Origin of the sequence: Neotamlana nanhaiensis (assembly GCF_000943555.1) — a bacterium.
In the GTDB taxonomy this organism is placed as follows: domain Bacteria; phylum Bacteroidota; class Bacteroidia; order Flavobacteriales; family Flavobacteriaceae; genus Neotamlana; species Neotamlana nanhaiensis.
Window position 1 is genome coordinate 1 of record NZ_JTDV01000017.1, and the last position, 13,054, is coordinate 13,054.

The 13,054-nt window shown below is 34.2% G+C and carries 14 protein-coding genes and 1 tRNA gene; 6 read left to right on the top strand and 9 right to left on the bottom strand.

The genetic code is table 11. From position 1 onward, the window contains the following. The 3 genes from PK35_RS15915 to rpe form a co-directional block, all read left to right on the top strand. Window positions 1-848, top strand: an 848-nt coding sequence (locus tag PK35_RS15915; RefSeq protein WP_044627576.1) for a T9SS type A sorting domain-containing protein, incomplete at its 5' end; no start/stop codon positions are given. Between the two features lie 163 nt (window positions 849-1,011). Next, entirely contained in the window at window positions 1,012-1,419 is a 408-nt protein-coding gene (locus PK35_RS17235; RefSeq protein WP_052826045.1) for a BLUF domain-containing protein, read from the top strand. 41 nt (window positions 1,420-1,460) lie between these two features. Beyond that, complete coding sequence (gene rpe / locus PK35_RS15925) at window positions 1,461-2,123, top strand: ribulose-phosphate 3-epimerase (RefSeq protein ID WP_044627577.1); 663 nt, start codon at window positions 1,461-1,463, stop codon at window positions 2,121-2,123. 10 nt (window positions 2,124-2,133) lie between these two features. On the opposite strand, the gene PK35_RS15930 is transcribed toward rpe, so the two are convergent. Continuing rightward, on the bottom strand, window positions 2,134-2,877 hold the full coding sequence (locus PK35_RS15930; RefSeq protein ID WP_157841073.1) for a zinc-dependent peptidase: 744 nt from the start codon (window positions 2,875-2,877) through the stop codon (window positions 2,134-2,136). Window positions 2,878-3,072: 195 nt separating this feature from the next. After that, a complete protein-coding gene (locus PK35_RS15935; protein WP_044627634.1) occupies window positions 3,073-4,437 on the bottom strand; it encodes an NAD-dependent succinate-semialdehyde dehydrogenase in 1,365 nt (454 codons plus the stop codon). A 175-nt stretch (window positions 4,438-4,612) separates the two neighbouring features. Between PK35_RS15935 and PK35_RS15940 the strand changes: the two genes are divergently transcribed. Genes PK35_RS15940 through PK35_RS15950 form a run of 3 tightly spaced genes read left to right on the top strand, consistent with a single transcriptional unit; the run spans window position 4,613 to window position 5,494 of the window. Beyond that, entirely contained in the window at window positions 4,613-4,939 is a 327-nt protein-coding gene (locus PK35_RS15940) for a YtxH domain-containing protein (protein ID WP_044627579.1), read from the top strand. Between the two features lies 1 nt (window position 4,940). After that, window positions 4,941-5,288, top strand: a complete 348-nt coding sequence (locus PK35_RS15945; RefSeq protein ID WP_044627580.1) for a hypothetical protein — start codon at window positions 4,941-4,943, stop codon at window positions 5,286-5,288. Window positions 5,289-5,290: 2 nt separating this feature from the next. Further along, window positions 5,291-5,494, top strand: a complete 204-nt coding sequence (locus tag PK35_RS15950; protein WP_044627581.1) for a hypothetical protein — start codon at window positions 5,291-5,293, stop codon at window positions 5,492-5,494. A gap of 259 nt (window positions 5,495-5,753) precedes the next feature. Here PK35_RS15950 and PK35_RS15955 read toward each other — a convergent pair. From PK35_RS15955 to murG, 7 genes are all read right to left on the bottom strand, one after another. Continuing rightward, window positions 5,754-5,827, bottom strand: a tRNA-Arg gene (locus tag PK35_RS15955). Window positions 5,828-5,849: 22 nt separating this feature from the next. Next, window positions 5,850-6,299, bottom strand: a complete 450-nt coding sequence (locus PK35_RS15960; RefSeq protein ID WP_044627582.1) for a GatB/YqeY domain-containing protein — start codon at window positions 6,297-6,299, stop codon at window positions 5,850-5,852. Window positions 6,300-6,427: 128 nt separating this feature from the next. Further along, window positions 6,428-8,419 (bottom strand): cell division protein FtsZ, encoded by a 1,992-nt coding sequence (ftsZ, locus tag PK35_RS15965; RefSeq protein ID WP_044627583.1) that lies wholly within the window; start codon window positions 8,417-8,419, stop codon window positions 6,428-6,430. Window positions 8,420-8,483: 64 nt separating this feature from the next. Continuing rightward, window positions 8,484-9,821 (bottom strand): cell division protein FtsA, encoded by a 1,338-nt coding sequence (gene ftsA / locus PK35_RS15970; RefSeq protein WP_044627635.1) that lies wholly within the window; start codon window positions 9,819-9,821, stop codon window positions 8,484-8,486. A 57-nt stretch (window positions 9,822-9,878) separates the two neighbouring features. Next, entirely contained in the window at window positions 9,879-10,571 is a 693-nt protein-coding gene (locus PK35_RS15975) for a cell division protein FtsQ/DivIB (protein WP_238320934.1), read from the bottom strand. A gap of 16 nt (window positions 10,572-10,587) precedes the next feature. Next, complete coding sequence (murC, locus tag PK35_RS15980) at window positions 10,588-11,934, bottom strand: UDP-N-acetylmuramate--L-alanine ligase (protein ID WP_044627585.1); 1,347 nt, start codon at window positions 11,932-11,934, stop codon at window positions 10,588-10,590. Beyond that, window positions 11,934-13,037: an undecaprenyldiphospho-muramoylpentapeptide beta-N-acetylglucosaminyltransferase gene (gene murG / locus PK35_RS15985; RefSeq protein ID WP_044627586.1), complete on the bottom strand. Its 1,104-nt coding sequence runs from the start codon at window positions 13,035-13,037 to the stop codon at window positions 11,934-11,936. Before murG ends, murC begins: the two co-directional genes overlap by 1 nt. Window positions 13,038-13,054 lie beyond the last annotated feature (17 nt).

The following is a 13,054-nucleotide window of genomic DNA, read 5'->3' on the forward strand; positions in this document are numbered from 1 at the left end:
TTGCTAGTAATGGTACTATTGATTTATCAGCTTCAACACCAAATACCTATACCGTAACCTATACTACAGCAGGAACTTGTCCTAGTTCATCAAATGTAAGTGTGACCATTAATGCTTCAGATGATTCAAGTTTTAGCTACAGCGCTTCTGCCTTTTGTGCTAACGATAGCGATCCTTCACCAACAATTACTGGTACTACTGGCGGAACATTTAGCTCTACTGCGGGATTAAGTATTGCTAGTAATGGTACTATTGATGTGTCGGCTTCAACGCCTAACACCTATACTGTAACATACACGACTGCTGGAACCTGTCCAAATTCTTCAACATTTGATGTGACTATTAATGCTTTAGATGATGCGAGTTTTAGTTATTCAATGTCAACCTACAGTACAAGTGATAGCGACCCTACGCCAACAATAACAGGTATAACTGGTGGCATGTTTAGCTCTTCAGCAGGACTTAGTATTAACGCGTCAACAGGTACCATAGATGTTTCGGCGTCAACACCTGACACCTATACTGTAACCTACACTAGTTCAGGCTCTTGCCAAAATTCATCAACATTCGAAGTTACTATTGAAGATGAATCACTTAACATTAACGAAACTAACTCTGAGCTAGACAACATTCAAATTTACACCAAAAACAAAACTTTACTTGTTAATGGAGTTACATCAAAAGCAAGTATTGAAATCTACTCTCTTATTGGTAAAAGATGTTTTAATAGATCAACGATTAACAAAAAAAATAGTTTTGATTTATCTAAACTGTCTACAGGAGTGTACATATTAAAACTACAAACCATAAACAGCAATTTTATAACAAAAAAAATCATCATTAATTAGTTAAAATAATGATTGAAAAAAGATGAGTTTTATTTTTAATAAAACTCACAGAGATATAACTGTTTGCGTTATGAATAAAAAATAAACCCGCGGCTGATTACCGCGGGTTTATTTTTTTTTATCAGTTTAATTTTCAATAGATTAAAATGATTATATTTATTGTATGTTAAAAACCATCTGTTACAAAAGCACTGCACGAAATAACTTAAGCATATTAGATATTGAAAAACTTTTTCTAGAAACAAAAAAGACGAACGATGAAAATAAAATTTCGGGTGTTTTGGTAAAACGTAGCGATACTTTTTTTCAAATACTTGAAGGTTCGGCAGAATATCTAGACTTGCTTTTTGCTAAAATTGAAAAGGATCGCAGACATTCAAACATTAAAACATTATTAAACACCCCTATTTCATCTCTTAGCTTCACTAACTTCGAGGCTGGATACTGCATTATTCAAGAAGCAAGTTCACTTTTTGATTTGCAAAATTACCTTTCAAAATTGGAATCTTCAAACCAAAATATTTCTATTTTTCTTCAAAATATAGAATCACTTTTAGATGAAGACGAATAAAAGCATTAGTTTTGCTAGTATAATTTATATGCTTAACCAATATGGCCAATAAACTAATAGCCCCATCTTTACTAGCTGCCGATTTTGGCAACTTACAACGCGATATAGAAATGGTTAATAATAGTGAAGCCGATTGGTTTCATATTGATGTTATGGATGGTGTTTTTGTGCCTAACATATCCTTTGGAATGCCTGTTTTAAAAGCTATAAATAAACATGCTACCAAAACTTTGGATGTGCATTTAATGATTGTAGACCCCGACCGCTACATTAAAACATTTGCAAATTTAGGAAGCCATAACCTAACGGTTCACTATGAAGCTTGCACACATTTACACCGAACCATTCAAGCTATAAAAGCTGAAGGTATGAAGGCTGGAGTAGCTCTAAATCCGCATACAAACGTTAATGTTTTAGAAGATATTATTAATGATGTTGATATTGTTTTACTTATGAGTGTAAACCCTGGTTTTGGCGGACAAACCTTTATTGAAAACACTTACCAGAAGATAAAAAAACTAAAACAACTTATTACAGATAAAAACGCCTCAACACTTATTGAAATTGATGGTGGTGTAAATACTGAAAACGCAAAATTATTGACCCAAGCTGGTGCCGACGTGTTAATTGCAGGTAGTTTTGTTTTTAATAGTAAAACGCCTAAAAAAACTATTGAAGATTTAAAGGCTGCGGCTAACAATTAAATAGCAAGTACTAATATCCTGCAATATTAAAATTTAGCATTTGCTTTATTTTACGATATACTTCGGGAAACTGATTCCTAAAATCTTTTGGGGTTTCAATAAAAGTTTCAATAGCCACAGCTAAAAACTCAAATTGATTGGTAAAAGCATACTTACGAAAATAATTAGACGCCATTAAATTGTTTTTTAAACGCTTATTTGTATTTAAAAGTTTTGATAGCTCTGAAAACGAATCGGTAAAAATAACCGAGCTAACGTCGCGCGACTTTAAACTATTAATTTGTATAGCATGTGTAAATTCGTGAATACCCAAATTAATATTATCATTATTAATGGCATAGCCTTTTTTAAAATCGTCCCACGAAAGCACCAATGATTTTAATCGAGGGTTAAACTCACCTTTATTGTATGTTTTGTTACTCGTGGAATAAAATATTTTAGGATAAACAACGATACGAGAAATAATGTCGATATAAAAATCGCGAAAGCCAAAAGTTAACATTACAGCTGTCGCGGAAATTAACACACGCATTTCGGTAGTAATTATCAAATCGTCTCGCCCTACAAAATCTTTTTCGTCCAAAAATTTATGTAAACGATGCTCAAAATAACGCTGCTCTTTTTTATTTAATCGTTTATAAAATGAAAAATTATTTTCTAAAATTAACTTTTCTTCTGGTTTTAACCGTTTTAATCGTAAGTATAAATGATTGTAAAATGGTTTTCTAAATTTAATAACATAAGCCGTTTCCAATAACTTAAAGGAAAAACTAAATATTTTAAATAATAAAAAAGCTATAAAAAAAATAAGAATTATAACCCCAATATTTAACTTTTCTAAATCCATATAAACTAAAATCACTAAAATATAAAAACACTTTTAGCAGTTACTAATTTCAATTAAAAACTTAAGAAATTAAAATAGTAGAAAAACCTTTTTTTGGTTATGCTATTTTTTAATGTACACTGTTTTTACATTAACAAACTCCATGATACCTTCTTTAGATAATTCTCTACCATAACCTGAGGCTTTTGTACCTCCAAATGGCAATCTTGGGTCAGATTTCACCATATCGTTTACAAACAAAGCGCCATCGGGTATATTTCCTATTTCTTTATAAGCGCTATCTATATTTTCTGTAAAAATCATGGTACCTAAACCAAACCTTGAGTTGGCAGCCAATGCAATGGCTTCTTCATTATTTTTTGCTTTTATAATTGCAGCTACTGGCCCAAAAGTCTCTTCTTTAAAAACAGGCATATCGGTAGTTACTTCTGCAACAATAGTAGGCTCAAAATAAGCTTTATGGCGTTTGTTTCCGGTTATAATTTTGGCTCCCATTTTTACAGATTGGTTAACTTGCTCTTCTAATTCTTCTGCTAAATCCTCTCTAGCCATAACTCCCATAAAAACGTCGTTATCTTCAGGATTACCAGAATTAAGTTCTAAAACGCTTCTAGTAAAACACTCTAAAAATTCATCGTAAATACCTTCGGATACTATAAAACGCTTGGCTGCAATACAACTTTGCCCAGTATTTTGCATTCTGGCCTTTACCATGGTTTCTAAATGTTCATCCAAATTAGCATCATCAAAAACCACACATGCATTATTTCCGCCCAGCTCTAGAACTGTTTTCTTTAAATTTTTACCAGCAATGGCTGCTACACTTTTTCCTGCCGCTTCACTTCCTGTAAGTGTAACCGCTTTTATAGTGTCCCTAGCTATAATATCTTCAATTAACTCATGGCCTATTAATAAGGTTTGAAAACACCCTTTTGGATAACCGGCCTCCTCAAATAATTCTTGAATGGCAATAGCTGTTCCCGATACGCTAGAAGCATGTTTTAATAGCCCAACATTACCGGCCGTGAGTGACGGAATGGCAAAACGCATGACTTGCCAAAACGGATAATTCCAGGGCATAACAGCCAAAACTGCCCCTAAAGGATCGTAGCTTATAAAACTTTCGTGAGCATCGGTTTCAATTATACTGTCTGCTAAAAACCCTTCGGCATTAGTTATGTAAAAATCACACAACCAAACACATTTTTCAATTTCTGCAATACTTTGGCTAATAGGCTTTCCCATTTCTGCAGTCATTAATTTAGCGTACTTTTCTTTATTATCTTCCATTAAGTTCGCTAAATTCTCCAATAACTTTAGCCGTTCTTTAATCTTTATGTTCCGCCAATCTTCAAAAGCTGAATCTGCCTGTTTTAAAATATCGTCAATTTCATTTTTAGAATGATAGTTATAGGTTTGTAAAGGTTCTTGGTTATACGGATTTATAGTTTCAATTTTATTTTTCATAGTCATACTGTTTTTATTTGAAATTACACATAATGCTTTAAAGTCCATATTCTAAAAGACTGTTTAACATAAGTTTATTAAAACATTGTAACTTCTTTAAGAGTGTTTTTACGTAAATAATGATAGATTATAATAGTTGAAAAATTAAAGTTTAATCATTAAAAAAAACAAGATTATGAGTAACAACACAAATTCTGCATTAGGACTTTTATTAGGTGGAGCTATAGGTGCCACATTAGGAATTCTTTTTGCTCCAGATAAAGGAACCAATACTAGAAAAAAATTAAGAGAAGAAGCTGAAGCTGCCAAGGATAATATAGCCTCGACAGCCGAAGATTTAAAAAATCAAGTAGCAAGCACATTAACTACCAAAAAAGCAACTTTAGATGCCCAATTAGAGCATGTAGTTTCTGATGCTAGTTATAAAGCTGAAGATGTAATTACGACGCTAGAGAAAAAGCTTAAAGATTTAAAAGATAAAAACAAACAATTACAGAAGTAATATGTCGGTTTTTGAACATATAAACGAAACCTCAAATAAAGCCATAGATAAAGGCGAAGAATATTTAAAAAAATCGCAAGAATATTATAGGTTAAAAGTATTTCAACAACTAACCTCATCTATGAGTCTCCTATTTAAAACTATTTGTATGGGAGCCTTGGTTCTTGTAGCATTTTTATTCTTAGCTATATCGGCAGCGGTAGCTATTGGTAACGCTTTAAATAGCGTGCCTTTAGGCTACTTAATTGTTGGTGGTGTATTTTTATTATTATCTATTATATTTTATTTCGCTAGAGGTTTTATCAACAATATAGTGATACGCGCACTATCTAAAACTTTTTTTGAATAATTATGGTAAAGCAATACAAAAATGAAGCAGATATAAAACGACACCTGAAACAATTAGATCTTGAAAAACAAATTGCATGGGAAGAATTAAAAGGTTGCAAAAACGATTTTAAAGAAACTTTACAACCTTACCAATGGATGCAAACTGGATTTAGCATTTTAAAAAAATATAGCATTATGATGCTAGTAAAAAAAATAATCAAGTAACTTAATAAATATAAACGCCCACATATTTTGATATGTGGGTGTTTTGTTTTTTTTAAATAAGTTAAATATCTCTTCAAAGCTACGCTTTGAATATAAAAAACGGCCACTTACAAATTCAAGTGAATTGATGACTAATAACTTATTTAACAATTGAAATACCGGGATTAAATATCCCTTAAAGCTCCGCTTTGAAAATAAAAAACTCTCACTTACAAATTCAAGCGAGCTTGCTTTGACGTGGGAATTTTTTATTTATTCGTGACCCCGGAGGGATTCAAACCCCCAACCCTCAGAGCCGAAATCTGATGCGCTATTCAGTTGCGCCACGGGGCCTTTTTACCTAAAAAATATATTTTTAAGCTAATTTTGCTTTTACTATGGTCGATATGGTTTTTCCATCGGCTTGTCCTGCAAGTTCTTTACTCACTAAGCCCATAACTTTTCCCATATCTTTCATGCCTTCTACTCCTGTTTGCTCGATAACTGCAACAACAACTTTTTCAATTTCTTCTTCGCTTAATGCTTCTGGCAAAAATTGTTCAATTACTTCGGCTTCTGCTAATTCTGGTGCCGCCAAATCTTCACGACCTTGCTCTGTAAAAACCGCTGCGCTATCACGACGTTGCTTCACTTGCTTTTGTAATATTTTAAGCTCTTGCTCTTCGGTTAACTCTGTTTTAGCCCCACTTTCGGTTTGAGCCAACAAAATTGCCGACTTTACAGCTCTTAATGCCGTTAATGCCGTTTGATTTTTAGATTTCATTGCGTCCTTTAACGCAGTCATGACCTCTTGCTGTAAACTCATTATAATATTTTTTTGGAATGCGAAGATACTAAGATTCTAAACGTTTAAGAAATAATACCTGAAAGAAAAAACCCGAAATGGTGAGAGTAACATTTCGGGTTGGCTATTAACATGATCAGATTCAAAAATTAATCCACATTATCATGAAGAAATGAATTATTTTTTCGTATTTGAATATCGTCATTATCATCTAAACCTACGCTGGTTCTAGACATGTTGGTTTCCGACGAGTGTTTTGCAGCATCTAAATTAATACCTTGTCGCTTGTATGCAGGCACTTTTTCTATATCATCAATTTTCCCGTTATGAAATTTATGATTAAAATCCTTCATTTTACGACGACGTTCAGCAGCTCTGTCTTTTAAAACTTCAGAAATTGGCGTATTCATTGGGTCTACATCGTCGGTTACTGGTGCTTCTTCAACAGGTTTATTTACTACTTTTTTCTCGAAAACGACATCTTTATCTATAGCTTCAACCGCTTCATTTTTTACAACTGCTTTTGAAGCTGACATTTGTTCTTCCTCATTAAAATCTTCAAGGGTATAACGAATATTCCCTTTAGCATCTTGTTTAACAGCGGGCACTATTTCTTCATATTCTTCAACTTCAATATTATTAACCTCATCGTCGGTTAATTGATGCGAAACTATCGATTTTTCAGCAGCAGGCTCCTCTTCTTTTTTATCGAATAAAGGTAAATCGAAAGTCAGTGTAAATTGTTTTTCTTCTTCGTCTTCAACAACCTCTTCTACCTGCGTTTCCTGCATTGTAGTTACTGGCTTAATTATAAAATCTTCATCCTCAAAATTAGCTTGTACTTCATCGTAAACCACGTCAATGTTTTTAATTAAGCTCGACGTAGGAATAATATCGAAATCTTCTTCAACCTCTATAACAGGTTCTTCAAGATTCTGTTTATTAATCATGCGTTTTTCAAGTTCGCTTAACTCGTCTGGTTCTTCATCAACATTTAAAGTATGGCGCACAACTGGCGGCTCTTTTTTCTCTTCAAGTTCTATAACTGGCGCGATTATAACAGGCTCAGCTTCTTTAGTTTTGGTTTCGGTTTCGGCAGTTGCACCTAAATCGTGAACCACACGTTTGGTTTCGGTATTAGAAATTTCGTCTTGTTGCTCTACATCGAAACCTGTTGCTATAATAGTTACTGCAATTGATTCTTCTAAAGCATCATCTTCACCCACACCCATAATAATATTGGCGCCATGACCTGCTTCATTTTGAATATGGTCGTTAATTTCACCTATTTCATCAATAGTAATTTCATGCGAACCTGAAACAATTAGTAACAACACGTTTTTGGCTCCTCTAATTTTATTATCGTTTAATAACGGTGAGTCGAGTGCTTTTCGAATAGCATCTTGAGCACGGTTTTGACCAGAAGCTAATGCCGACCCCATAATGGCAGTACCGCTATTACTTAATACGGTTTTTGCATCGCGTAAATCGATGTTTTGCGTGTAGTGATGTGTAATTACTTCGGCAATACCACGAGCAGCTGTGGCTAAAACTTCGTCGGCTTTAGAGAAACCAGCTTTAAAGCCTAAATTCCCATAAACTTCACGCAATTTATTGTTGTTAATTACAATTAAAGAATCGACTACCTCGCGTAATTTTTCGATACCTTTTTGCGATTGCTCTATACGCATTCTTCCTTCAAACTGAAAAGGCATGGTTACAATACCAACGGTTAAAATATCTAAATCTTTAGCCATTTTAGCAATTATTGGTGCTGCACCGGTACCCGTACCACCGCCCATACCAGCAGTAATAAAAACCATTTTTGTATTGGTATCGAGCATGGTTGTAATATCATCGAAGCTTTCAATGGCGGCTTGCTCACCAATTTCTGGGTTTGCACCGGCACCTAAACCTTCGGTTAGATTTACACCTAATTGAATTTTGTTTGGTACGCCACTATTTTGAAGGGCTTGCGAATCGGTATTACAGATGTAAAAATCGACACCTTTTATACCTTGCTGGAACATGTGGTTAATAGCATTGCTACCTCCACCACCAACTCCAATAACCTTAATTACGTTGGATTGGTTTTTTGGTAAATCGAATGAAATGCTTTCGAATTCTTTGTTACTGCTCATAAAATTCTATTTTCTGGGGTTTTGTACTTTTTATCTTTTTAATTCTTTGGATTGATTATCTTAATTATTCGGCGTTATCTAGAAAATCTTTAACACGTTGCGTTAATTTATCTAGAAAGGAAAGCCGTTCCTTTGGTGGTTGGATGTCTTCTTCAACATCTTCTTCTATTGACGCCTCTTCGGAAGCTTTTGCTTCTTCCTCCTGTACTATTTGACTTTGGCGAAACTCGTTCCTTTTTCTATCTTGACGCTTTAATCCATCTAACACCAAACCTACTGCCGTAGCATAAAGCGGGCTTGTTAAATCGTCTTCACTATCGCCTGCTAAATGTTCGTTTGGATAGCCTATTCTGGTATCCATTCCTGTGATATATTCCACTAATTGCTTTAAGTGTTTTAGTTGGCTACCACCACCTGTTAACACGATACCCGCAATAAGTTTTTTCTTTTGCACTTCGTGACCGTAGTTTTTTATTTCGGCAAAAACCTGCTCTACAATCTCAACCATTCTTGCATTTATAATTTTAGAAAGGTTTTTTAAAGTGATTTCTTTTGGTTCTCGTCCACTAAGTCCTGGAATAGAAACAATTTCGTTGTCCTTATTTTCTCCAGGCCATGCCGAACCAAATTTTATTTTTAATAATTCAGCTTGCTTTTCTATAATGGAGCAACCTTCTTTTATATCTTCAGTAATAACATTGCCTCCAAACGGAATAACTGCTGTATGGCGGATAATACCATCTCTAAAAATGGCTAAATCGGTAGTACCACCGCCGATATCGATTAATGCGACACCAGCTTCTTTTTCTTCTTGACTTAAAACAGCGTTTGCTGAAGCTAAAGGTTCTAAAGTGATGCCTTCTAAATTTAAACCAGCACTTTGTACACAGCGCCCGATATTTCTAATAGACGACACCTGCCCAACAACCACATGAAAATTAGCCTCTAATCTACCACCATACATACCAATAGGCTCACGAATTTCGCCTTGACCATCCACTTTATATTCTTGTGGCAGTACGTGAATAATTTCTTCACCAGGAAGCATTACTAATTTATGTACTTGGTTTATTAATCGATCAATATCATCATCATCAATTACCGTATCACTAGTGGTTCGTGTTATATAATCGCTATGTTGTAAACTACGAATATGCTGTCCCGCAATACCTACGGTAACATCATCAATTTTAACATCGGCAGCTTCTTCGGCCTGTTGTACAGCTTGTTGAATAGATTGAATAGTTTGCGTAATATTGTTTACCACACCACGATGCACGCCCAAACTTTTAGACTTTCCAATGCCTAAAATTTCAAGTTTTCCATATTCATTTTTACGACCAATCATGGCCACAATTTTTGTGGTTCCTATATCTAATCCAACGGCAATATCTTGTTCCATCGCTTCCTTATGTGTTTCGTCTTTATTTAAAACAGCTGCTCGATAATTTTCCATGGTTTAAATTTTGGTACAAATTACTTGGTTTTCAAACTGCAAATTCACAACACTATAACTGTTTAATGTTTTTTCCTTTGAGCTTTTTTTATAAAATGCTTTTAGGTTATTAATTTTTTTATCAATAAAATTTACATCTCCTAATTTTACCATAAAATGACATTGTCGCAGTTTTAGGTAAAGTTTATGGTTTTGGTCTCGATGAATTTCAAAAACATGTGTTTTTAAAAAATCATCGTTCATTACTTTTTGAGCAACCGTATGGACGCTTTTTAAATTATTTTTTTCTACATAACCAGTAACTAGTGGAACTCTCGCCGAAAAATTACTTGACAATGGCATGTACTGGCCATCGGCATCGATATAATAAGATGCATTTGTGTTTACCCTCGCAATTGGTGTTTTCTGCACAATATCGGCATTAAGTGTACCATTTACAGACAAATACACTTCGGCGTTTTTTATCATGGCGTTAGATTTGAGGGTATTTTCCAACACATTCAAATCTAAAGTTTCTTTAGGTACATTTTCAAGACCTGCGTAATTTTGTATTAACAATTTACTAACATTTTCGCTGGTTATAAACAGATTATTTTCACCTAAAAAATTAACCTTAGGCTTTGCCACATATCGTTTAGCATTTCTACCCGACGCAAAGGCAAACAAAAATGTTACTAAACCTAGTAACAACACCATTTTTATGTGATACCATTTAACTTGCAACTTGTAACGCGTTTTTTATATGTTTAACTTCTGCACCAATATCGCCTGCACCAATGGTTAAAACCACATGGGCTTGACTATCTTTTATTTCACTGATTAAATTTTCTTTATTTACCAGTTTTTTATTTTTATTCTTGATTTTATCGAGCAACCAACTTGAGGTTACACCTTCGATAGGCAACTCACGTGCTGGATAAATATCTAACAAAAACAGGCTGTCAAATTTTGCTAAGCTAAGCGCAAATTCGTCTGCAAAATCCTGTGTTCGACTAAATAAATGTGGCTGAAAAACAGCCAAAACCGTTTTATTAGGATACATTTCTCTAACTGCTTGATGCACTGCATTTATTTCTTCTGGGTGATGCGCATAATCATCTATAAAAACAAAATCATTGGTTTTAATATGATAGGTAAAACGACGTTTCACACCTTTGTAAGATGCTAAAGCTTTGGCGAGCTGCTGGTGAGGGCAACCATACTCTACAGACATCGCCAAGGCTATTAATGCATTCGACAAATTATGTCTCCCAGGCAGGTTAAAGTGTAAATTTTTAAGTACTGTTGTTGGTGTTTTAACATCAAAAACATACGTACCATTTTCTATTTTTATATTTTGAACCGAATAATCGGCATCATCTTCAATACCATAAGTTATCCCCTGTAAGGGCAATCCGTTTTTTACGAATAATTTTCCGTTAGGTTTTAATCGTTTTGAAAAATCTTTAAAAGATTCCGTTAACGCCTCTTTACTTCCATAAATATCTAAATGATCGGCATCCATTGAGGTAATACATGCCAAATTTGGAGATAAGGTTAAGAACGATCTATCGAATTCATCGGCTTCAACAACGCTAACCGCTGTACCGTTTAGAATTAGATTTGAATTATAATTTTCACTTATACCTCCTAAAAAAGCAGTTACTGGCACTTGACACTCATGTAATAAATGCCCTAAAATACTTGTTGTCGTGGTTTTACCATGTGTTCCTGCAACGGCTAAACAAAAGGTATTTTCGGTTATTAAACCAAGAATTTGAGAGCGCTTTAACACCTGAAAACCTTTATCTATAAAATAATTTAATTCGGCATGATTCTTTGGGACAGCCGGCGTATAAACCACTAAAGTTTTATCTTTTGAAAAGGATGACGCATACAAATCGTCATCGCTGTAATGTACATTTATACCAAGATTAACCAAACTTTGCGTAATCTCGGTTTCGGTTTTATCGTAACCCACAACATGTTTATCATTCGCATGAAAATAACGCGCCAAAGCACTCATGCCTATGCCGCCAATGCCAATAAAATAAACAGTATGTACGTTACTTAAATTCATTATTTTTTTAAAAGTTTTTCAACCTCGTTTACAATATCATTTGTTGCATTTACTAATGCCAGTTTTTTTATATTTTCACCTAAGATGTTTTGCTTTTCTGATAACGCTATTAATTGTGAAAATTTATTTTCGAAATCAGCATCTAAATCTTCTTCTTTAATTAATAAGGCCGCCTCTTTTTCAACAATAGCCATGGCATTTTTGGTTTGATGATCTTCAGCTACATTTGGAGACGGAATAAAAATAACCGGTTTACCTACAATACATAATTCGGACACCGAACTCGCACCAGCACGCGACACAATAATATCGGCAGCAGCGTAAGCAAAATCCATATTATTTAAAAACTCGTAAACCTGTACATTTTTAGTGTTATTATAAATTTTATATTGCTGATAATACAACTTACCGCATTGCCAAATAATTTGCACATTTTGGGTATCGAAAAAATCCAATTCTTTTTCTATAAGCTGATTAATGCGACGCGAACCCAAACTTCCACCAATAACTAAAAGCGTGTGTTTACCATGTTTTAAATTGAAAAAGTTTTTGGCTTCAACTGTTTTTTCTTCGATATTTAAAAGCCCTTTTCGGACAGGATTTCCTGTTTTTACAATTTTACTTTCCGGAAAAAACCGCTCTAAACCATCATAAGCCACACATATTTTATTAACTTTTTTAGCTAATAATTTATTGGTAATTCCTGGAAAAGAATTTTGTTCTTGTATTAAGGTTGGGATACCTTTTGATGCCGCCACATTAAGCAGCGGACCACTCGCAAAACCACCTGTACCAATGGCAAAGTCGGGCTTAAAGGCACTTACAATTTTACGAGCTTTCCACAAACTACTAATCAATTTTACGGGAAACATAAGGTTTTTCAAGGTTAGCTTTCGCTGAATACCAGAAATCCACAAGCCTTCAATGTTATATCCTGCTTGTGGCACCTTCTCCATTTCCATTCTATCTTTTGCTCCAACAAATAAAAATTCAGCATCAGGATAGCGCGATTTTATTTCGTTAGCAATCGCGATGGCTGGATAAATATGACCTCCTGTACCACCTCCAGATAAAATAATTTTATATGTTTCTTTTTTCGTCACTAATTCGCTGTTGTTTT